Here is a 20,126-nt window from a genome sequence, read left to right on the forward strand (position 1 = left end):
ATTATAGGCGGGTGTAGCGAGGGTAATATTTGGTGTTGCTACCATACTCGCTCCACGGATATCTCCCCTGTTCAGCGAAGTGAACAACCGTTGGACTGGACTGTTCTGGGCGCTTTGCGGAGTTGGTATCATTGGCATCGGCGTCGTGAGTACGAATACCGTCGGCAGGTGGATCAATGGTATTGTCCTTGGTGGTGGGCTTATGATTTATGGAGTCCTCATCGCATTAGACCGATAGGACTACCTTCCATCTTTACCGCGTTCTCACAGATTATCCGTAGTGAACAAACTCTGCTACAATCTACCGATAGCGCTGGATGCCGATCTCACAGAGTGTGATTTAGGGAACTCGCTGTTCAACAATTCGATCACCGCTCTCAGAGCGGGAACGCGCGCAGCGCGCGACTCGCGCGAGGGATGAGCGAAGCGAGGCGTAGCCCGAGCGGAGTGAATCGGTTGGGGAGGGTGTGGCCTGCGGTTCTCATTTGTCCCGGGTTCAGTCCCGAAACAGTTGGTTCGGAACATCGTCTCGGCTCAGTCTTCCTGGACGAAATCGCGTCCATCCAGTGCCTGCCATGCGTCGGCGGCCCGGGCGGCCAGGCGAGCCACCCGCAGCGGTTCGGGCCGGCCGCCCTCCGGCGTGAACGCACGGACGACGTCGGCGGCCTCGTCGTTCGAAATTCCCACGCTCCGAACGAACACCGTCTCGTCGTTGACCGAGAGTCGGCGGCGTGGCGGCTGAGCACGATAGACATCGAGCCGTGATTCGAGCGCGTCGCCCGCAAACGCCTCGCGGAGCGCGGGTTCGAGGCCGGGGCTCGCCTCGAACGAGATCAAGAGCACGGGACGGTCGACGGCAGCGTGGAGGCGGTGGAGATCGAGCAGGTTGTACCACGCGGGCGCGATGCCGGCGAAAAACAGGTAGGCGACATCCTCGCGATCGAGGCGATCGGCGAGAGCGACGACGGTCTCGGTGGCGTCGGTGCCGCCCACGGTACACGAGCCGACGGCGAACCCGTCGACGACGCGGTCGGCCCGGACCACCGCACCGGCGAGGGTGCTCCGTGCGGCGTCAGGGCGGGACGATTCGGCGACGCCGAGGGCGCGAGCCCCGGCCTTCATCTACTCCTCTTTGATGTCCTGGAGGCGATCGAGGAGTTCGTCGTTCGACTCGCCGAACTCGAAGTTCACCTCGCCCGCGTGGTCGTTCTCCTCGGTCTTGAGGTCGCCGTCGTCCTCGTTCTCGAAGTCGGTGTCATACTCCTGGTTCCCCTGCTCGGATTCATCGTAGCTCCCAAAGCCCATACACGCTACTAAGGGAATCCCTACAGAAAAAACATTTGTAAGTGGATGAACCCGTTGCCGGCACACTCAAGCCGCCGGCGGCCGGGCACGGAGCATGGACGCGATCACCGTCACCGAGGGCGCGGAGACGTTCACCTGCAACGCATATCTCGCAGAGGGCGAGCGCACAGTATTGATCGACGCCGGGGCGATGGACGGCGTCGAGGACGTGATCGGAGAGCACGTCGACGATCTCGATGCAGTCCTGTTGACCCACCAGCACGGCGATCACGTCGGCGCGCTCGACGCCGTGCTCGATGAATTCGACCCCGAACTCGTGGCCTACGCCGATCACCCGCGACGCACGGGCGCACTCGGCGACGGCGACACAGTTGGAATCGGCGACGAGGAGTTCGAAGTGGTCCACACGCCTGGCCACGCCGACGACCACGTCGCGTTCGTCTCCGCGTCGACGATCTTCTCGGGCGACGTCGTGGTCCACGACGACGGCGCGTTCGAGGGCGGGAGTTTCGGGCGCACGGACATGGCGGGCCAGTCACGCGAGGAACTCATCGAGAGCATCGAGCGGATCCTCGATCGACTCCCCGAGGGCACAGAGCACATGTACGCCGGCCACGGCGGCGAGTTCCACGGCGACGTGCGGAACGTGATCGAGACTGCGCTCTCTCGGGCGGAACGCCGCGAGCCGAAGTACCCCGACGACTGACGGCGGTGGCGGTGCGGAGCGGTGCCTGGCGGATGAAGGGCGACGGCGCGAGCGGAGCGAGCGCCGAGGGCTTCGGCGGTGCTGTGCAGTCAGCGCTCGCGGAAAGTGCCAGCAACCCTACCGCGAGTGAGCGACCGGAGTTCCCGCGAGCCGAAGGCGAGCGGGAGCACGGAAGAGCTTGCTCTTCCGGAGGGAGCGAACGAGCGGGTGTTTTTGATGAACCTTTTTGTCGAGGGGTTGAGCGAGCGTAGCGAGTGAACTCCCGAAGTAAAAAGGTTCAGGCGCTGCGCCGCTCGCGGGCCTTCCGCCGGAGGTTGCCGTAGCCACACTTCCGGCAGCTCTCGGCCCGGGTGGCGTTGCGCGCGTTACACCGCATGCAGATCTGCTTCGCGAGAATGCGTTCTTCCGCCTGCTCGAATCGTGCCATGGACGGGGGTGGCACGCAGCGGGTTTAACGGTTGTGAGTCGCGCTCACTCCGCGAGGTACTCGTCTTGAACGGCGACGACTGCGCCCGAGTCCGCACAGTCGGCGTACCGCCGGAGCGGTTCGTCGTTGAGTTCGAGGAAGGTGTGACCCCACCGGAACTTCGCGAGCAGCCGTTCGGCGTGCTCGCGCTCGCTCAGAATACAGAGCGCACCCGCGAGCGCCTCGACCGTCGTGAGCCGAAACGGGGTGCCGTAGTTCACGGGGTTCGCTGCGACGAGGAAGGGCAGCGCGCGGTGGCGGCCCCGAATCGAAAACTGCTCCTCGCGGGCGGTCTCCCACGAGCAATCGAGGGCGATCAGGCGCTCCGTGCGGTCGGCGTTGCTGTCGGCGTCCGCGTCGGTGTCGTCGTCAGCGGTGGCAGTGTCGGAACCGTCGGCGTCAGAATCGTCCCGGCGGTCGGCGGGCGAGAGCGCACGCTCGGCGTGGGGGTTCAGGACGATGCCTGGCGGCGTCGCGCGCGCCGACCGATGGAGCTCGGCGAGATCGAAGCGCGCGAGCTTCCGCGCGGTGCACTTCTCGGGGTCGTCGTCGCCCTCGTACCGGACGTGTACCTCCACGGGAAACCTATGCGACGGACGAGCAAAAGCGCCCGCGTTCGAGAGAACGGCCGTTAGCTGATCGTCTCGTACTGGTCGGCGAGCTTGTCGGCCGCCTGGCCGAGCTGTTCGCGCTCGTACTCCGAGAGATTCCAGTCGACGACCTCGGCCCCGTCGCTCGTGAGTTTCATCGGGACCCCCAGCCCCACGTCGTCGTGGCCGTACTCGCCGTCGAGCACGAGCGATCCGGGGAGCACGGCACCGGTGTCGCGGACGATCGACTCGACGACGTGGCCCACACCGGTCGCCGGGCCCCACTGGGTCGCACCCTTGCGCTCGATGACGTTCATCGCGCTCGCCTGGAGGCTTTCGAGGATGTCCGTGCGCTCGTCGTCGGTGAACTCGGGGTCGCGGCCGTCGACGCGCACCTTCGAGAACACTGGCACCTGGGCGTCGCCGTGCTCGCCGATGATCGACGCCTCGACGTTTTGCACCTGTGTATCGAACCGTTCCGCGAGCACGTACCGAAAGCGCGCGGAGTCGAGCCGGCCGCCGAACCCGATCACGTGCTCTCTGGGCCGGTCGCCGGTCTCGTAGAGGTGCCGGTTCAGGAGATCCACCGGGTTCGAGGTCGTGACCGAGACGAACTCGTCGTTGTGCTCGGCGAGCGACGAGCCGATGTCCTCCATGATCGGCGCGTTGTCCTCGCCGAGATCGAGCCGGCTATCGCCGGGCTGGCGCGGGATGCCGGCCGTGATGACCACCACGTCCGATCCCGCAGTATCCTCGTAGGTGCCCTGGCGAACGGTGGTGTTCGTGTCGTACGCCACGCCGTGATTGACGTCGGCCGCCTGGCCGATCGTGGTGTCCTCCTGATCCGGAATGTCGACGAAGACGAGCTCGTCGGCGATGCCGCGAAGCGCGATGTTGTACCCCGCGGCCGCACCGACCGTGCCCGCCGCGCCGACCACGCTGACTTTCACCATAACACCGTCTACCACCCGCGGCGCTGGTTAAAGCGTGTCGAACCACCTTTTTACTGCGGGGGGTGCGCTCCCTCGTGGTTCGAGAGAGCTTCGCTCTCTCGTCACTGAGCGGGACCGGAGGTCCCGCGAGGTCGTCGGGCGGCTTCGCCGCCCGACTGCAAGCGATTCCTGCGGAATCGCACTGTCCAAAAGAGCCTTCGGCTCTTTTGAAGATCACGAAAGGCGCGAAGCGCCTTTCGAACGACGCTGCTCGGTCGCCCACTCCCGTCTGCTCACGGGCGCGGAGCGCCCGTTCGCACGGCCAGCGGGACGGCGGAGCCGTCCCGCTCGGCTTGCAAAAACCTGTTCTGCCGAACGAAGTGAGGCAGAGCGCGGAAGACGCTTCGTGTCTTCCGGTGGACCAAAAAACTCCCGCTCGCTCCCTGCGGTCGCTCGCGGTAGAACTGCCGGCGCTCTCCACAACCGCGAACCGCACAGCACCGCCCGAGCCCTCGGCGCGCGCTCACTTCGTTCGCTGCTCGCTTCGCTCGCACGCCTCGCCCTCGATCCACCAGGCACCGCACCGCGACCGCACCGCCGCCACCCAGCAGCAAACCCACAGTCCTTTTTGAAGCTCGACGCCGTTGTGCGAGTATGAGCGACTTCGACAAGGAAGCCGAACGCGAGAAGCTCCGCGAGCGCTTCGCCGAGGACGACGAAAAGCGCGAGACGACCGAGCAGATGAGCGAGCTGCTCCTCCAGGGTGCGACGATGACCAACAGCCACTGCGACACCTGCGGGAACCCCCTGTTCCGCTACGACGGACAGACGTTCTGCTCGACGTGCCAGCGCGCCGAAAACGGCGAGACCGCCACCGACGCACCGGCCACCGCGGACGATGCGCCGGCCGCTGGCGAGGCGACAGGAACCGAAAACGAAACAGCGGCCGGCAGTCAGCAGATCTCCGTCGACGATCCCCGCGACGAGGCGGCGGCCGAGCCCGATCGCGCCGCGGAACCGGAACCCCGAGAGACGACTGCGACGGAACGACCGGAGCCGACGCCGACCGACGATCGACGTGCGCCGTCGTCGGGGACGCGTGGCGACGCGACGAACGCGAGAACCGATCAACACAGCACCGAGAGCGCGGACGACCTCGCGGCGACCGAGGCGTCGCTCTCGCGCACGCTCCACCGTCTCGCGAGCGCCGCCGAGAACATCGACGACCTCGGGCGAGCACGCGAACACCTCGCCGCCACCCACGAGGCCGCCGAAGCGCTCGACGCCGTGCGGAACGCGCGACGCTGAGGCGGTCGAAGGCGGGATGCATGGCGGGGAACCGTCCTCGCCGAGCGCGCCGAGATCCTGGGCGAGCCGAAACCAGTTCGATCAGCACCAGCCTACCGACAGTCGGTTCTCAGTGTTTTGCGCGCATGTCGCGGCGAACCGCTATCGCGACCGACAGCAGCCCCGCCACGACGAGGCCGATGGTCGCCACTCCCGAACGGGTACGGGCGGCGAAGAACATCCGGCGGTTGAACAGATACGACTGGCCGTCGTACCTGACCGTCAACTGCCCGGTGTAGGGTATCTGGGGGGTTTTCGGGAGCCTGGCCTGACCCTCGAACACGTACCGCTTGCCGTCGATGGCTCCTCGGATCAGCCGCTGTTCGGCCGGCGGAAAGTCGGCGTAGGCGGCGAAGTGACCACCCGACGGTGGCGACGCCACGACCTCCCGAAGCACGAACTCGTAGCGAAACGCCGCGAGGCTGACGACCACCCCTGCGGTGAGCGCCACGATGCCGGCGAAAAAGAGGAGATAGCGGCGTCCTCGTGGGTTCATTCCCTCCGACTATTTCGCTCGGTGGAATAATTCTTGTGGTGGATGGCTTCGCGGTACGCGCCCCCTCGTCACGGCTCGTAGTCGCTGCCGACGACCTCGCGGATCCGCTCGGCGGTGACCTCGCCGACGCCCGACACCTCCTGAAGATCGTCCTCGTTCGCGATCATCACGCCCTCGACCGACCCGAACGCGTCGAGCAGCGCGCGCGCAGTCACCGGCCCGATGTCCGCGATCGCGCTCACGACGTACTCCTGCTGTTCGGTCAGCGTCTTCGCCCCCTTCTCGCCGTGGACGCTCACCTCGCGGTCGTCGATCTCCTGTTCGCGGCCGGCGATCACGGCGAGGAGATCGGCGGTGTCGGCCTCGTCGGTCGTCCGGAGCACGCTCGCACCGAAATCCACCGCGAGCGAGGCGAGCGCGCCCCGGATCGCGTTCGGGTGGACGTTGCGCTCGCCGTAGAGGTCCTCGCCCTCGATCACGACCACCGGACGCGCGTAGTGGCGCGACGCGTCGCCGACCTGCTCGAACACCGACCGATCCCCCCCTGTGAGGGTGTCGAGGAAGTCCGCGACCGACTTGCGCTCGACGACCACCCGATCCGAGAGCACGTAATCGCCGACCGCGAGCGTCTCCAGCCGGGTGTCCATCCCTTCGCGCGTCGAGAGGTCGCGTGCGATCGACGAGTCGAGTTCGCGCTGGTCGATCACGATCTCCGTGCTCTCCTCGGCGTCAGCGGCGGCTGTCGCCACGACGCCCGCTTCGTTCGCCTGGTCCGAGTCGTCCGGAGTGGTCGACTCGCCAGCCCCGTCCTCGGCGGTGACCGCGTCCGGCGTCGCGAACGACGCGAGGCCCGACTGTCCGCCGTCGCCCGCGGTCGCGTTCGCGGCCTCGCTGTCGTCAGTCGCGGCGGGCTCGCCGGTCGCCGTCGCGTCGTTCCCCTCGAACGAGCCGAGATCCGACTGGGCGAGATCGGACTCGATGGCTCCGGCGGCGCTCTTCAGCGTTTCGAGCTCCTCTTCCATTCGAGACTCCTCGTGGCGGGACTTCCAGAAGTACGCCTCGTCGCGGGTGTCCTCGGCGAGCAACACCATCACCCGACCCTCCGTCTGGCGGCCGGTCCGGCCCTTGCGCTGGATCGATCGGATCGCGGTCGGGACCGGCTCGTAGAACAGGACGAGATCGACCTCGGGGACATCGAGACCCTCCTCGGCCACGGAGGTCGAGACGAGCACCTCGAACTCCCCGTTTCGAAACTCGTCCAGGGTTTCCTGTTGCTCCTTCTGGGTCATCCCGTCCGAACCCTCCTTGTCGCCCTGACCCACGAACTTCCGGGTGCTGAAGTGCTCGCCGAGGAACTCCGTCAGGGTCTCGGCGGTATCGCGCGACTCGGTGAACACGATGACGCGCTCGCCGTCCTCGATCCCCAACGTCTGGGCGAGCAGGATGCGTGCCCGGCGGAACTTCGGGTGGAGATCGTCGAAGCGCTCCGCCTGATCCATCGCGTCTCGCACCTTCGCCTCGGAGACGAACCGCTGGGAAGCCTTCGATGCGCCCGACGACCGCGCGGCGTTGCGCTGGCGCTCGAAATACCGGCGAAGGGACTCCACGCTCTGGGTCTCGGCGAGCGTGACCGCCCGCCGGAGCTTCATCACCTCGGCGTGGATGCTCATGCCCTCGTAGCCCTCGGACTGATCGTTGTCGATCAGTTGCTGGAGCTCGCCCCGGATCCGATTCAGGTCGCGCTGGGAGATGTCCGCGCTGGTCGAGCGGGTCACACCGAGCTCTTTCAGCGCTTCGAGCCGCTCTTCGATCACCGCGACCAGGGCGTCCCTGATCGCGAGAATAGTATCGGGAAGGGTCACGCGCTCCCACTCGACGTCCGTGCGATGGGTGTACGCCGCGACGTCGGCGTCGTCTTCGGTCATCACCGCCACGGTCGCGAGCCCGAGGTTTTCACAGACCGACCGAATCGCCTCCTCGTCGCCGCCCGGCGACGCGCTCATCCCGGTCACCAGGGGGGCCTCGCTGTCGGCGTGGTATCGCTCGGCGATGTAGTTGTAGGCGTACTCGCCCGAGGCACGATGGCACTCGTCGAAGGTGAGATGGGTGGTGGAGTCGAGGTCGATCCGGCCGCCGATGAGGTCGTTCTCGATCACCTGCGGGGTGGCGATCACGACGCGCGCGCGCTCGAAGAGAGCCTCCCGATCGTCGGGGCGGACCTCGCCGGTGAACACGACGATCTCCTCGTCCGGGATCGTGAGCGCCTCGCGGTAGAACTCGGCGTGCTGAGTCACGAGGGGCTTCGTGGGTGCGAGCAGGAGTGCGGTGCCGCCCACCTCGTGGAGGCGTTCGGCGGTCACGAGCAGACTCACGGTGGTCTTCCCGAGCCCGGTGGGGAGACAGACGAGGGTGTGCCCGTTCGCGGCCTCGCGCGCGAGTTCAGCCTGGTACTGCCGGCGTTCGAGCACGCCCGACTCCACGAGCGGGCGCTCGACGTGCTCCTCGCCGGTCGTCGCCATTGAACCGGAGTTGCGCGCCACCGCAGTTAAGAATTCGTGTACCGGGACGGAACTGGTCGCGGAGAGCCGGGATCAGCCCACGACGGCGAGGCCGGCGGCGATCGCGACCGCCGCGGCGACCGGGATCGTGAGGTTGTCGTCGATCACGTACCCCCACAGAACGGGTTTCACGCCGTCGGCGAGCGTCGCGGCGAACGCACCGAAGAGGGCGGGCACGAGGGGAACGAACGGGGTGGCGATGGCGAAACAGACGAGGAAGGTGATCGCGAGCACCGACGCCTCCTTCGCGGTGCGGAGTTCGCCCGAGCCGAGCAGACCACTGAGAGGATCGGCGATCGTCAACATCAGGATGGCGGGGAGCGCGACCTGCGGCTCGAACGCGAACGCGACCGCGGTCGCGCCGATCATGTAGAGCGCGTAGCCCGCGAGGTTGTCCTGCTCGTACTCTCTCGTGAGCGCGTCGTAGAGCCGCCAGTCGAGGCCGACGAACAGCCGGACGGCTTCGAGGGCGAGGGCGACGACCGCACCGAACAAGAACAGCCACCGGAACTGCTGGTAGGTGACGAAGCCAGCGAGATACGCCACCGGCAGCCCCGTACCGCTGACGTGGACCGCGCGCCGCCCGATCTCGTGCATCAGCCCGCGAACGACTCGCCCGCCCGGAGCGCCGCGAGCCGCGCCGGCAGCTCCTCGATCGCGACTCGCTGCTGGCCTGTCGAGTCGCGTTCGCGCACCGTCACCGTCCCCTCCTCCAGGGACTCGTAATCGACCGTGACGCAGTACGGTGTCCCGACCTCGTCCTGCCGGCGGTATCGCCGCCCGATGTTGCCCGAATCGTCGTACGTCACCGCGAGTCCCGCTTCGCGCAGGTCGGCCGCGATCTCCTGGGCGCGCTCGCCCAATCCATCCTTGTCCATCAGCGGGAACACGCCGACGAACGTCGGTGCGAGCTCGTCGGGCAGGGCAAGATAGCTCCGGGATTCACCCTCGACCTCGTCCTCGCGGTAGGCGTGATCCAGCACGGTGTAGAGCACGCGATCGATGCCGAACGCCGGCTCGACGACGTGCGGGGTGACGTGCTCGCCGGTTTCCGTCTCCTCGCGCACCGCGAACCCGGTCGCCTCGGTCGGCAGAGTACGAGTTTCGCCATCGACCTCGACCGTGACCTCGCTCCCCTCGAACGCCGACGGGTCGCGCGCGGCGAGCGCCGCGAGTTCGTCGGCGACGTCGCCGGCCATCCCCCCGAACTCCGGCCCGAGCACGCTCATGTCGGGATCGACCGACGGCCGTTCGGTCGTTCGTGGCTCGTCGTAGGCTTCGAACACCGAGTAGTCCGCGTCGGAGTGGGTGTCGTGTTTCGAGAGGTCGTACGCCCCCCGGTCGGCGAAGCCGGTGATCTCGATCCAGTTGCCGTCGATCTCGGCCTCGGCGTCCCAGCAGTCGGAGGCGTAGTGGGAGAGCTCACCGGGGAGATGCTGACGGTAGCGGAACCGGTCCATGTCGACGCCCATCCGGTCGTACCACTCCCGTGCGATCCCGAGATAGTACGCCACCCACTCGCTCGTGATCGTTCCGTCGGCGAGCGCCTCGCCGATCGTCGTCCACGCGACGCCGCCGTCGCCGTCGTTCTCCCCCTCCTGGGCGGCCGCCGAGTACAGCGGCACCGAGACGTCTTCGACCCGTTCGATCGGCGGCTCGTCGGATTCGGGGTCGACGAAGTGTTCGAGTTCGGCCATCGTGAACTCCCGGACACGGATCAGCGACCGCCGGGGGCTGATCTCGTTGCGGTAGCCCCGGCCGATCTGGGCGACGCCGAAGGGAAGCTGGTTGCGGGCGTACTCCGCGAGCCGGGGGAACTCCACGAACATCCCCTGGGCGGTCTCCGGCCGGAGGTAGCCGGGCGACGACGAGCCGGGACCGATCGACGTCTCGAACATCAGGTTGAACGCCTCGACCGACTCGCCGGCGAGCTCGGTACCGCACGCCGGACACGCAATCGCGTGCTCGGCGATGAGTTCGGCGACGCGTTCGGTACCCAGCGACTCCGCCTCCTCGATCCCAGTAGAATCCTCGACGAGGTGGTCGGCCCGATGGGTCGCCCCGCACTCGGGACACTCCACGATCATGTCGTCGAACGTATCGAGGTGGCCGGAGGCCTCGAACACCGCTTCGGGCGTCACGGTGGGGGAGTCGATCTCCATGTGGCCCTCGCGAGTCACGAACCGGTCGCGCCACGCGGCTTCGAGGTTACGCTTCAGCGCCGCGCCCTCGGGGCCGTAAGTGTAGAAGCCGCTGGTACCGCCGTACGCCTCGTTCGCGGAGAAGAAGAAGCCGCGGCGTTTCGCGAGCTCGACCACCGTCTCGGCGTCGGCGGTCCCTGACGTCCCGCTGGCAGCGTCTGTATCGCCCTTCGCGCCGTCGGCCGTATCGTGCGGAGCGTCAGGATCGGTCATACAGGTTCTCCAGCAGGTTCGCGTCCCGGACGACGCCGACGAGCTCGCCGCCGCTCACCAGGGGGAGCTGCTCGACATCGTGGGTGAGCATCGCCTGGGCCACCTCGCGCGCGGTCTGCGTCTCGCCCACCGTGACGACGTCGCTCGTCATGAACTCCCGGACGGGCTCGGCGGGGATCTCGACGTTTCGGGTCGGGAGATACCGGTTGCCGACCGCCTTGATCCCCTCCCACATCCACTCGTCGTCCTGGTTCGCGATCGACTCCCCAGTATCGGCCTCGCCCTCGACGATGCGCGCGACTTCGAGGATATCGACCTCGGTGAGGACGCCACACATCGCGGCGTCGTCGTCGAGCACCACCGCGTAGGGCACGTCGGCGTAGGAGATCTCGCGCTCGGCCACCGTGAGCGGCGTCTCGACGTAGACCGTGTTCACGGTCCGGGTGGCGAGGTCGCCGACCTCGGTGTCACCCGCGACCTCGTCCTCGGCGATCGCCCGGATCACGTCGGTGATGGTGACGATCCCCTCCAACTGTCCGTCAACCACCGGCACGCGGCGCGCGCCCTCGGTGACCATCAGCCGAGCAGCGTCCTCGATCGACGTGTCGGCGGTCGTGGTGGGACCGTTCTCGGCGAGCATCGCGAGCTGGTCCTCGTCGGGGTGTTCGATCAGCGTCTGGCGCGAGACCAGGCCCCGGAACGCTTCCTCGCCCTCGGCGTCCTTGACGACGGGGACCGACGAGAACTCGCGTTCCTGGAGGTATTCGAGCGCGTCGTCCCGCGTGCCCGGCAGCGAGACGGTGACGAGCGCGTCGCGTGGTGTCATCACGTCGGCGACGTTCATGATGAACCCACTGGGCCGTCCGCCTACTAAGTCGTTACACTTTCGCGTTCAGTCGTCCCGCGGAACGGCGTCGGCCCCCGGGAAGAACTTCTCGGGGTCGTCATGGCGAAAGGATCCCAGCTGCGTACCGTCGAGCGTCTGAACGTGGGTGTACATCTCGTCGGCGTCGGCCGCCGCCCGCGCGAGCTCGGTCGAGAGGTGGCGTTCGTACGTGCCGGCGATCAGGATGGCGGTCTCGCTGTCGGGGTCGAGGAGGACGGTCACCACGAACACCCGGCTGTCGGCCTCGTTCCGGAACACGTCGTACCGGGGGAACTCGCCGGCGGCGTGGGCCTCGGTGAACGCCTCGGCCCGGTTGTCCGGGATCACGTGCGAGAGCCCGAACCGATCCCTGTCGCCGGCGTCGGGCGGTTCGGGGGCGGTATCGCCCGCCGCGATCGTGAGCGTCTCCCAGCCGCCCTCCTCGTACTCGGTGGCGAGAGCGGCCATGTCCTCGCGCGTCGCCGCCCACGCGTTCCTGAGCGCGTCGGTGTCGGCGTCGAACTCCTCGGGGCGATCGGCACCGGGATCGATCTCTGGCATACCCGACGGGTGGGTGCGCGTGCCGTAAAACCTGTTGCTCGGGTGGTGCGAGCGGCCGGTGCGTGATCGACCACCGTGACGGTCCGGCCGACGAACGGGCGACGGGAGCGGAGCGTCGGCCGTGTTCGGCCCGCAAACCTCGGACGGAACTAACATTTTAATCCATCGGTAACGACAAAGCTTATCACAACGCACTCGAATCCACCGTTGGACTATGGACGAACCCGACCTGTCACGTCGTCGTTTCCTCCAAGCAACCGGTAGCGCGGCAGCCGCAGCCGCGCTCGCGGGCTGTTCGGGCGGGAGCGGTGACGGAAGTGGTGGCAACGGTAGCAACGAAAGCGGCGACGGTGGCGGCGGTCAGAGCACCGAAACGGAGGGATCCGACGCCACGACCGCTGGTGACGCGACCGAGGCCACCGAAGGCGAGGGCAACGCGACCGAGGGCAACGAATCGGGCAACGAGTCGGGCCAGGATCCCATGGAAGGGGCTCCAGGGGAGTCCGACCGGACCTATCAGCTCGTCAGCGGGACGATGACCACCTTCGATCCGGTCGCGGCGACGGACACGGAGTCCGGGCAGGTCATCCAGAACGTCTTCGACGCCCTGACCAACTACCCGTCGGGGACGGTCAACGTCGAGAACCTCCTCGTGTCGGAGTACGAAACCTCGAACGAGGGAACGATGTACACCTTCACCCTGAAGGAGGGGGCAACGTTCAGCAACGGCGACACCGTCACCGCCTCGGACATCGTCTACTCGTTCGAGCGCCTCGCCGGTTCGGAGCACACACGGCGATCGGGCTTCATCCTCGGCGATCTCGCGGTGACCCACGAGACCGACGGCGAGGGCAGCTACCAGCCGGGGACGCTCGGCGTGAGCGCCGAGGACGAGCGGACGCTCACCATGGAGCTGTCCGAAGCGAACCCTGCGGCGCTGGAGATCATGGCGTACTCCGCGTTCTCGGCGGTGCCCGAGAACATCGTCGGCGACGTGCCGAACTACGACGGCACGATGCCCTACGACGAGTTCGCCTCGTCGAACCCCATCGGCGCGGGGCCGTACACCCTCGACGCGTGGAACTCGGGCACCGAAGCCTCGATCACGGCCCGCGACGACTACCACGGCGAAGGGCCGATGACTGCGGGTTCACACTGGCAGATCATCTCACAGAGCAACGCGCGGTACGCCTACAGCGTCACGAACCGCAACTCGGACCACCCTGCGGTGCCGACCGCCCAGTACAACCCGAGCAACGAGACGATCGAGAGCGAGAACGAGGCGGGCTACGCCACCGGGACGTACGAACTCGAGAACGGCCTCACCGCTGACTTCTACCGGACCGAGGAGCTCTCGACGTTCTACCTCGCGTTCAACTGCAACGCCGTCCCGCAGTACGTCCGGAAGGCGGTCGCGTACGCCCAGAACAACCAGCAGATCGTCGAGAACGTCTTCAAGCGACCACAGAAGGCGGCGTACTACTTCGTGCCGCCGAAGATCTACCCCGGCGGTCGGTCGGCCTACGAGCAGTCCGCACAGGAGTACCCGTACGCGCCCGGCGAAACCGCACTGGACCAGGCACGACAGCTCATGGAGGAGAACGGCCACGGGCCGAACAACCCCTACGAGTTCACGATGACGAGCTATCCGTCGGCGGTCTACGGCACCATCCTGAACCTGCTGCGCGACAAACTCCGGAGTGCGCACATCCGGATGAGCATCAAGCAGACCCCGTTCTCGACGCTGGTCGAACAGTCCCGGACCGGCAACACCGAGGGGTACACCCTCGGCTGGATCGCGGACTGGCCGGCCGCGTCGAACTTCCTGAAACTGCTCTACCCGCCGGCGACCGACACGTCGACCGACGACAACCTGAGCGGCTTCAACTGGCTGGATTCCGAGCCAGCGAACCAGGCGACGAGCGGGTGGGAGCAGATCCAGAACAATCCGGAGCCGGAAGCCGGCAGAGAGGCACGGAACGAGGGTGCGTCCCAGATGCTCCAGGCCACGTGGGACGGCGTCCCGGTGATCCCGACGTACCACTCGGTCGCCCAGCACATGGAGTACCCATGGGTGTACAAGCAGCGCATCGGTGCGATGGGTGGCTCGCGCGCGAAACACAACACCGTTCAGATCGGCGAGCGCCAGGGCTGAACCCGACGGACCGTCCGTCGGCGTCCCGCCCGAGCGATCGGACGACTCGACTTCGGCCGGTACGGCCGTAACGACCTTACCGAGACAGTCCCAACGAGTGGCATTCGGACACCGCATGAGATCACGACACCCAACGACGCACGTCGTCCGTGAGCCGCTGGGTCGGCAGCAGTAGTTTCCATGAGTATACGACGTAACACACGGGATATGGTTCGACGAAGGCACAATGAGTAGACTCACCTATTTCGCGAAGCGGATCGGGCTGATGATACCGGTCGTGATCTTCGGCACGTCGCTGACCTACCTCATCCTGTACGCCGGCCCGATCAACCCCGCCGTGGCGATCCTGGGCCCGAGCGCGGACGCCTCACAGATCAGGGCGATCGAACAGCAGCTCGGGCTGAACCAGCCGCTCTGGGCGCAGTACTTCGATTTCCTCGGGCGCATGTTCACGCTCGACTTCGGCCAGTCGTGGGTCATCAGTCCGAACACGTCGATCGTCGACGTCATCGCCAACCGCTTCCCGCGGACGATCTGGCTCGGCTTCTGGGCGATCTTGATCCCGCTGTTCATCGGCATTCCGCTCGGCTTTCACGCGGGACTCAATCCGAACTCGTGGAGCGACTACATCGTCTCGCTCGGCGGCATCGTCTGGCGTGCCGCGCCGAACTTCTGGCTCGCGGTCATCCTATTGGTGGGACTGTCGAACTCGGAGCAGTACCTGTTCGGGTTCGAGTGGAAGACGTTCCTCGTCGACACGCCACAGCTGATCGGCGCGCCGCCGCTCAACGACCTCACGGACCCACGGCAGTTCCTCGAGGCGTTCAAGCGGATCCTGCCGGCGTCGTTCGTGCTCGGTTCGGCGTCGCTGGGGAACGAACTCCGGATCGGCCGCACCGCGATGCTGGAGACCAAGAACTCGAACTACGTCGAGATGGCGCGGGCGAAGGGCGTGAGCGACCGCCTGCTGGTCTGGAAACACATGTTCCGGAACGCGCTGATCCCGCTGGTGCCGGTGATCACCGCGGAAGCGGGCCTCCTCATCGGCGGCTCGGTGATCGTCGAGGAGGTGTTCTCGATCAACGGGATCGGGCGGCTCGGCTTTCAGGCGATCATCCAGGGTGACATCCCGCTCGCGGCGGCGCTGACCTTCATTTTCGTGTTGCTGTTCGTCGTCATCAACATCGTGCAGGACTTCCTCTACACCATCATCGACCCGCGAGTCAGCTTCGAAGAGTAATCATGAGTCAGGAACTTACCCAAGAGGACGAAGGAATCGGAAGCCGGATCCGGTCGAACCCACGGCCGGCGCTGATCTGGATGGTGGGGGCGCTCGCGCTGCTCGCCCCCGAGTTCGGCGCGATCGTGCAGCTCGTGACGACCACCGTTCCGGGAGTCGGCGTGGTCGAACTCCCGACGCTGCTCACCCGGGAGCTGATCCCGAACCAGGGCTATCAGCTCCCGAACGGTAACTGGCAGGGCACGTTCCTCGGCCTCTCGCCGGCGATCGCGTGGACGCTGCGGGTAGTGTTGATCTACGTGTACGCGTTCGCGTGGCTCGCGTGGCTGTGGTACGGCTACCTCACGTTCCGCCGGAACTACCGGTTCGCCGATTGGACGCCGACCGACGATCGGATCGACCGGCTTCGCGACCACCGCTGGGGACAGTTCGGGTTCGTCGTGGTGTTCGTGTTCGTGATGTTCGCGATGTTCGCCCCGGCGCTCGGGCCGACGACGCTCCAGAGCAACATCATCGACCCGTACAGCTACGAGGTGACGTACTACGACGAGGAGGTCAGCGAGGTGTCGACCGCCTCGGTCGGGACGGCGAACCTCGCCGCACAGTCGCGGGGGACCCCCGACCAGAACGTCGGGCTGTGGAGTTACGACGAGTACGATCGGTTCCACCCGGCGGGGACGGTCACGAACGGCAAAGACATGTTCACGTTCTTAGTATTCGGGGCACGGATATCGCTGTTCATCGCGTTGAGCGCGACGCTGATCGCCGGCGGGATCGCGCTCGTGCTCGCGCTGGTGACGGCGTACTACAAGGGGCTCGCGGATCTCGTGACCGTCGTCGCGAGCGACGCGTTCTCCTCGATACCGCTCCTCCTGTTGCTCATCATGCTTTCGGTGGTTCTCAGCGGGACGTGGATCTCGAACCTCTACAACGGCGCGGTCATCCTCGTGTTGATCTTCGGGGTGTTCTACTGGCCGTTCTACTGGCGCACGATCCGCGGCCCCGCGTTTCAAACTGTGGAAAACGAGTGGATCGACGCCGCGAAGAGCTACGGGCAGAGCCCGTTCACGCTGATGCGAAAGCACATCGCGCCGTACGTGGTCAGCTACCTCCTGATCTACGCGTCGCTCGGTCTCGGCGGAATCATCATCAGCACGTCCGCGCTGTCGTATCTCGGGCTCGGCATCACCGCGCCGACGCCGGAGTGGGGCCGGCTGGTCGTGCTCGGCCAGCAGTACGTTCCGACGGTCTCGTGGCACATCTCGATCATCCCGGGGCTCGCGATCGTGCTGGTCGTGACCGGGTTCAACGCGCTCGGCGACGGCATCCGTGACGCGATCGATCCCGAGAGCGAAGGGACCGAGGGTGGCGCTGCCGCCGCCGGAGGTGGCGGATGAGCCAGCAGCAGTCGGTGTCGTCGGTCCGTGGCGACGAGGGGGCCATCCTCTCGGTCGAGAACCTGCAGACCGCGTTTTTCACCGACAAGGAGACGATCTACGCCGTCGACGGGGCGAGCTTCGACCTCCGGAAGGGCGAGACGATCGGGATCGTCGGCGAGAGCGGCTCGGGCAAGAGCGTCACTGCGCGCTCGATCATGGGGTTGATCGAGTCTCCGGGTCGGGTTCTCGACGGCAGCTCGATCAAGTATCGCAACCCCGAAACCGTCGAGCGGTTCGCCGACCAGTTCTCCGGCGAGGTCACCTACCGCGACGGCGACGGCGAACCCGAGGGCGACGGCTGTATCGTCCTCGACGAAGGGGCCGAGAGCGCAACCCGCCGCGGCTACATCGATCTCGCGCGTGCGCCCCAGAAGATCGTGAAACGGACCCGAGGCGGCGAGATCGCGATGATCTTTCAGGACCCGTTGAGCAGCCTCAACCCCGTCTACACCGTTGGCAACCAGATCAGGGAAGCGCTCAACCTCCATCGGGACATGAGCGGGACCAACGCGACCGACGAGGCTGCGGAGCTGCTCGAAGCCGTCGGGATCCCCGACGCGCGGATGGCACTCAAAGAGTACCCCCACCAGTTTTCAGGGGGACAGCGCCAGCGGATCGTGATCGCGATGGCGCTCGCCTGCGACCCCGAGGTGCTGATCTGTGACGAGCCCACCACCGCCCTGGACGTCACGATCCAGGCCCAGATCCTCGATCTGCTCGACGACATCCAGCGCGAGCGCGACCTCGCGATCGTGTTCATCACCCACGACATGGGGGTGATTTCGGAGATCGCCGACCGCGTGAACGTGATGTACGCCGGCGAGATCGTCGAGACCGCGCCGGCGGAGACGCTGTTCACCGATCCCGCCCACCCGTACACGCGGGGGCTGCTCGAAAGCATTCCGGGGCGAAACCCCGGTGCGGAGCGGCTCACCACCATCGAGGGCGACGTCCCGACCCCGAACGCACCCGCGACCGACTGCCGGTTCGCCCCCCGGTGTCCCGAGGAGTTCGACGCCTGCACGCAGGTCCATCCGGAGTCGGTCGAGGCCAGCGAGGCGGCCACCGATCACACCGTCGCCTGCCTGCTGTACCCCGAGGACCGCTCGCGCGAGGAGGCGGTCGATCTCCACGAGCGCCGTGGCCGCGGGGATGAAGCGGCGACCGACGAGGAACCCGCGCGGACGGAGGCACAACGATGAGTCAGGAAGTCGCGGCGACCGACGAACGGCAACGCTCGGACGCGCTCGTCGAGATCAATGGACTGAAGACCTACTACGAGAGCGGCGGGATCTTCGGCGGCGCGCCGGTCAAGGCCGTCGACGACGTCAGCTTCGACATCCGCCGGGGCGAGACGCTCGGCCTCGTCGGCGAGTCGGGGTGTGGCAAGACCACGCTCGGCCGGACGCTCGTCCGGCTCGAAAAGGCCACCGCCGGCGACGTCAGCTACGACGGCACCGACATCACCAGCCTCTCGGGCGGCGAGCTGAAGGAGTGGCGATCGAACGCCCAGATGGTGTTCCAGGACCCCGATTCGAGCCTCAACGACCGGATGACCGTCGGCGAGATCATCCGCGAGCCGCTCGACGTCCACGCCCGGGGCACGCGACGCGAGCGTCGCGGGCGGGTGCAGGAGCTGCTCGAAACCGTCGGCCTCCAGCAGGAACACTACTACCGCTACCCCCACCAGTTCTCGGGCGGCCAGCGCCAGCGCATCGGGATCGCGCGTGCGCTCGCGCTCGAACCCGACTTCGTGGTGCTCGACGAGCCCGTGAGCGCGCTCGACGCGTCGGTCCAGGCGAAGATTCTCAATCTCCTGGAGGACCTCCAGGACGAGCTCGGGCTCACCTACCTGTTCATCGCCCACGACCTCTCGGTCGTCAGGCACATCTGCGATCGGGTCGCGGTGATGTATCTCGGCAACGTCATGGAGCTCGGGCCGACCGAGGAGCTGTTCGCCGACCCGGCGAACCCCTACACCCACTCGCTGCTGTCGGCGATCCCGGACACCGATCCGACGACGAAGATGGAAGACCGGATCACGCTCCGCGGGACGCCGCCCAGCCCGCGCAACCCGCCCGAGGGCTGTCCGTTCACCACGCGGTGTCCGGCGAAGATCCGGCCCGAGGAGTACACGGACGTCGACGACGACGTCTGGGAACGCATCGAGGTGTTCCGCGAGGTTCTCAGGGAACGGGCGCGTGCCGACCGGACGCTCGGGGAGCGCGCGAAGGAGATCCTCGGGATGGAGACGCGCTTTTCGGATCTCGACGAGGCCGAGGCCGAGACGTTCGACGGCGTCGACGTCCCGGCGAACGTCCAGTCGGAGCTCGATCGCGCCACCGAGCTCGCCCACGAGGGCAGCGAGAGCGACGCGCGCGAACACCTGCGCGAGACGTTCGGCAGCGAGTGTGACCTCGAAGCACCGACTCACCACGAGGTGAGCGAGTCCGGGCGGGCGAGCCTCTGTCACCGACACAAGGCCGAGCACGAGTCGCCGTCCGCGTTCCTCGAGAGTCACTCCGCCGGCGAGCGATGAGCGACGACCGCCCCCGCCGGGAGCCAGGGGGCGACTCGACGAATCGCGGGCAGCCGCCCCTTCTGGTGCTCAAACTCCTCGATCTCGTTCTCTACGGTCTCGCGATGGCGGCGGTGTTCGTCGTCCTCACGGCGGTCGTGAGCTTCGCGCTCGGGTCCGGCTGGGGTGGGAGCAAGTACCTGCTGTTCGTGGTCGGCTTTCTCCTGTTCGGACTCGGCTCGTTCGGGCTGCGGCCGCAGGGGGCGTGGAAGGACGACGATGACGACGATCGCCTCCTCGCATCGAGCGATGACGAGGAATCGCGGTTCGGCGCGCTCGTCCAGTCGATCCCGCCGCTGCGGTGGTACGAGCTCGATCCCGAGGACCGGCTCTCGCTCGCCGCGAAGCTGTTCGTCGGCAGCCTGTTCGTGCTCGGGGCGTCGTTCGTCATGGAGACGGCCTTCGGCGTCAGGATCTGACCGACGCGCCGAGCGAGCACTTCGACGGATCATCGCAACCAGCAACCCTCGGAGC

Annotated in this window: 19 protein-coding genes; 8 read left to right on the top strand and 11 right to left on the bottom strand. The window is 66.8% G+C overall.

Annotated features, from left to right (window positions below):
- Nucleotides 1–534: 534 nt before the first annotated feature.
- Together TX76_RS09975 and TX76_RS09980 are read right to left on the bottom strand one after the other, a co-directional pair.
- Nucleotides 535–1,122: an endonuclease dU gene (locus TX76_RS09975; RefSeq protein WP_049902216.1), complete on the bottom strand. Its 588-nt coding sequence runs from the start codon at nt 1,120–1,122 to the stop codon at nt 535–537.
- Nucleotides 1,123–1,305 (bottom strand): DUF5786 family protein, encoded by a 183-nt coding sequence (locus TX76_RS09980; protein WP_006079155.1) that lies wholly within the window; start codon nt 1,303–1,305, stop codon nt 1,123–1,125.
- Between the two features lie 94 nt (nt 1,306–1,399).
- Here TX76_RS09980 and TX76_RS09985 point away from each other — a divergent pair, with 94 nt between their 5' ends.
- Entirely contained in the window at nt 1,400–2,011 is a 612-nt protein-coding gene (locus TX76_RS09985; RefSeq protein WP_049902218.1) for an MBL fold metallo-hydrolase, read from the top strand.
- A gap of 277 nt (nt 2,012–2,288) precedes the next feature.
- Here the strand turns inward: TX76_RS09985 and TX76_RS09990 are convergent, their stop codons facing one another.
- Genes TX76_RS09990 through mdh form a run of 3 tightly spaced genes read right to left on the bottom strand, consistent with a single transcriptional unit; the run spans nt 2,289 to nt 4,020 of the window.
- The gene (locus TX76_RS09990; protein WP_006079092.1) at nt 2,289–2,438 is read right to left on the bottom strand and encodes a 50S ribosomal protein L40e; all 150 of its coding nucleotides are present in this window, start codon (nt 2,436–2,438) and stop codon (nt 2,289–2,291) included.
- Nucleotides 2,439–2,482: 44 nt separating this feature from the next.
- Complete coding sequence (locus TX76_RS09995; RefSeq protein ID WP_049902220.1) at nt 2,483–3,055, bottom strand: ribosome biogenesis domain-containing protein; 573 nt, start codon at nt 3,053–3,055, stop codon at nt 2,483–2,485.
- Nucleotides 3,056–3,108: 53 nt separating this feature from the next.
- Nucleotides 3,109–4,020: a malate dehydrogenase gene (gene mdh, locus TX76_RS10000; RefSeq protein ID WP_049902221.1), complete on the bottom strand. Its 912-nt coding sequence runs from the start codon at nt 4,018–4,020 to the stop codon at nt 3,109–3,111.
- 633 nt (nt 4,021–4,653) lie between these two features.
- Between mdh and TX76_RS10005 the strand changes: the two genes are divergently transcribed.
- Nucleotides 4,654–5,307 carry an Sjogren's syndrome/scleroderma autoantigen 1 family protein gene (locus TX76_RS10005; protein WP_049902223.1) on the top strand — a complete coding sequence of 218 codons (654 nt, stop codon included), beginning with the start codon at nt 4,654–4,656 and terminating at the stop codon, nt 5,305–5,307.
- 109 nt (nt 5,308–5,416) lie between these two features.
- Here the strand turns inward: TX76_RS10005 and TX76_RS10010 are convergent, their stop codons facing one another.
- The 6 genes from TX76_RS10010 to TX76_RS10035 form a co-directional block, all read right to left on the bottom strand.
- The gene (locus tag TX76_RS10010; protein ID WP_049902225.1) at nt 5,417–5,842 is read right to left on the bottom strand and encodes a hypothetical protein; all 426 of its coding nucleotides are present in this window, start codon (nt 5,840–5,842) and stop codon (nt 5,417–5,419) included.
- A 68-nt stretch (nt 5,843–5,910) separates the two neighbouring features.
- On the bottom strand, nt 5,911–8,361 hold the full coding sequence (locus TX76_RS10015) for a DEAD/DEAH box helicase (RefSeq protein WP_049902226.1): 2,451 nt from the start codon (nt 8,359–8,361) through the stop codon (nt 5,911–5,913).
- A 72-nt stretch (nt 8,362–8,433) separates the two neighbouring features.
- Nucleotides 8,434–8,997, bottom strand: a complete 564-nt coding sequence (locus TX76_RS10020) for a diacylglycerol/polyprenol kinase family protein (protein ID WP_049902228.1) — start codon at nt 8,995–8,997, stop codon at nt 8,434–8,436.
- The gene (glyS, locus tag TX76_RS10025) at nt 8,997–10,814 is read right to left on the bottom strand and encodes a glycine--tRNA ligase (protein WP_228842355.1); all 1,818 of its coding nucleotides are present in this window, start codon (nt 10,812–10,814) and stop codon (nt 8,997–8,999) included. Before glyS ends, TX76_RS10020 begins: the two co-directional genes overlap by 1 nt.
- Nucleotides 10,801–11,658: a CBS domain-containing protein gene (locus TX76_RS10030; protein ID WP_049902230.1), complete on the bottom strand. Its 858-nt coding sequence runs from the start codon at nt 11,656–11,658 to the stop codon at nt 10,801–10,803. The genes glyS and TX76_RS10030 overlap by 14 nt, the downstream gene beginning before the upstream one ends.
- A 48-nt stretch (nt 11,659–11,706) precedes the next feature.
- Nucleotides 11,707–12,240: a DUF7529 family protein gene (locus tag TX76_RS10035; RefSeq protein WP_049902232.1), complete on the bottom strand. Its 534-nt coding sequence runs from the start codon at nt 12,238–12,240 to the stop codon at nt 11,707–11,709.
- 214 nt (nt 12,241–12,454) lie between these two features.
- Here TX76_RS10035 and TX76_RS10040 point away from each other — a divergent pair, with 214 nt between their 5' ends.
- The 6 genes from TX76_RS10040 to TX76_RS10065 all read left to right on the top strand — a co-directional run bounded on the left by TX76_RS10040 (nt 12,455) and on the right by TX76_RS10065 (nt 20,071).
- Nucleotides 12,455–14,395 carry an ABC transporter substrate-binding protein gene (locus TX76_RS10040; protein WP_049902234.1) on the top strand — a complete coding sequence of 647 codons (1,941 nt, stop codon included), beginning with the start codon at nt 12,455–12,457 and terminating at the stop codon, nt 14,393–14,395.
- A gap of 226 nt (nt 14,396–14,621) precedes the next feature.
- Nucleotides 14,622–15,635: an ABC transporter permease gene (locus TX76_RS10045; RefSeq protein ID WP_049902235.1), complete on the top strand. Its 1,014-nt coding sequence runs from the start codon at nt 14,622–14,624 to the stop codon at nt 15,633–15,635.
- Between the two features lie 2 nt (nt 15,636–15,637).
- The gene (locus tag TX76_RS10050; RefSeq protein ID WP_049902236.1) at nt 15,638–17,032 is read left to right on the top strand and encodes an ABC transporter permease; all 1,395 of its coding nucleotides are present in this window, start codon (nt 15,638–15,640) and stop codon (nt 17,030–17,032) included.
- Nucleotides 17,029–18,276 (top strand): ABC transporter ATP-binding protein, encoded by a 1,248-nt coding sequence (locus TX76_RS10055; RefSeq protein ID WP_049902237.1) that lies wholly within the window; start codon nt 17,029–17,031, stop codon nt 18,274–18,276. The genes TX76_RS10050 and TX76_RS10055 overlap by 4 nt, the downstream gene beginning before the upstream one ends.
- Nucleotides 18,273–19,613 carry an ABC transporter ATP-binding protein gene (locus TX76_RS10060; protein WP_049902239.1) on the top strand — a complete coding sequence of 447 codons (1,341 nt, stop codon included), beginning with the start codon at nt 18,273–18,275 and terminating at the stop codon, nt 19,611–19,613. The genes TX76_RS10055 and TX76_RS10060 overlap by 4 nt, the downstream gene beginning before the upstream one ends.
- Nucleotides 19,610–20,071, top strand: a complete 462-nt coding sequence (locus TX76_RS10065) for a DUF7555 family protein (RefSeq protein ID WP_195156041.1) — start codon at nt 19,610–19,612, stop codon at nt 20,069–20,071. The genes TX76_RS10060 and TX76_RS10065 overlap by 4 nt, the downstream gene beginning before the upstream one ends.
- The last annotated feature ends 55 nt before the right edge of the window (nt 20,072–20,126 follow it).

Origin of the sequence: Halococcus agarilyticus, assembly GCF_000334895.1 — an archaeon.
Classification (GTDB): Archaea; Halobacteriota; Halobacteria; order Halobacteriales; family Halococcaceae; genus Halococcus; species Halococcus agarilyticus.

Excerpts from the sequence above, each read along its gene's own strand:
- TX76_RS09980 (WP_006079155.1), bottom strand. The coding sequence starts at position 1,305 with ATGGGCTTTGGGAGCTACGATGAATCCGAGCAGGGGAACCAGGAGTAT.
- TX76_RS09990 (WP_006079092.1), bottom strand. The coding sequence starts at position 2,438 with ATGGCACGATTCGAGCAGGCGGAAGAACGCATTCTCGCGAAGCAGATC.
- TX76_RS10010 (WP_049902225.1), bottom strand. The coding sequence starts at position 5,842 with ATGAACCCACGAGGACGCCGCTATCTCCTCTTTTTCGCCGGCATCGTG.
- TX76_RS10035 (WP_049902232.1), bottom strand. The coding sequence starts at position 12,240 with ATGCCAGAGATCGATCCCGGTGCCGATCGCCCCGAGGAGTTCGACGCC.
- glyS (WP_228842355.1), bottom strand. The coding sequence starts at position 10,814 with ATGACCGATCCTGACGCTCCGCACGATACGGCCGACGGCGCGAAGGGC.
- TX76_RS10030 (WP_049902230.1), bottom strand. The coding sequence starts at position 11,658 with ATGAACGTCGCCGACGTGATGACACCACGCGACGCGCTCGTCACCGTC.
- TX76_RS10040 (WP_049902234.1), top strand. The coding sequence starts at position 12,455 with ATGGACGAACCCGACCTGTCACGTCGTCGTTTCCTCCAAGCAACCGGT.
- TX76_RS10055 (WP_049902237.1), top strand. The coding sequence starts at position 17,029 with ATGAGCCAGCAGCAGTCGGTGTCGTCGGTCCGTGGCGACGAGGGGGCC.
- TX76_RS10060 (WP_049902239.1), top strand. The coding sequence starts at position 18,273 with ATGAGTCAGGAAGTCGCGGCGACCGACGAACGGCAACGCTCGGACGCG.
- TX76_RS10015 (WP_049902226.1), bottom strand. The coding sequence starts at position 8,361 with ATGGCGACGACCGGCGAGGAGCACGTCGAGCGCCCGCTCGTGGAGTCG.
- TX76_RS10005 (WP_049902223.1), top strand. The coding sequence starts at position 4,654 with ATGAGCGACTTCGACAAGGAAGCCGAACGCGAGAAGCTCCGCGAGCGC.
- TX76_RS09985 (WP_049902218.1), top strand. The coding sequence starts at position 1,400 with ATGGACGCGATCACCGTCACCGAGGGCGCGGAGACGTTCACCTGCAAC.
- TX76_RS10065 (WP_195156041.1), top strand. The coding sequence starts at position 19,610 with ATGAGCGACGACCGCCCCCGCCGGGAGCCAGGGGGCGACTCGACGAAT.
- mdh (WP_049902221.1), bottom strand. The coding sequence starts at position 4,020 with ATGGTGAAAGTCAGCGTGGTCGGCGCGGCGGGCACGGTCGGTGCGGCC.
- TX76_RS09975 (WP_049902216.1), bottom strand. The coding sequence starts at position 1,122 with ATGAAGGCCGGGGCTCGCGCCCTCGGCGTCGCCGAATCGTCCCGCCCT.
- TX76_RS10050 (WP_049902236.1), top strand. The coding sequence starts at position 15,638 with ATGAGTCAGGAACTTACCCAAGAGGACGAAGGAATCGGAAGCCGGATC.
- TX76_RS10020 (WP_049902228.1), bottom strand. The coding sequence starts at position 8,997 with ATGCACGAGATCGGGCGGCGCGCGGTCCACGTCAGCGGTACGGGGCTG.
- TX76_RS10045 (WP_049902235.1), top strand. The coding sequence starts at position 14,622 with ATGAGTAGACTCACCTATTTCGCGAAGCGGATCGGGCTGATGATACCG.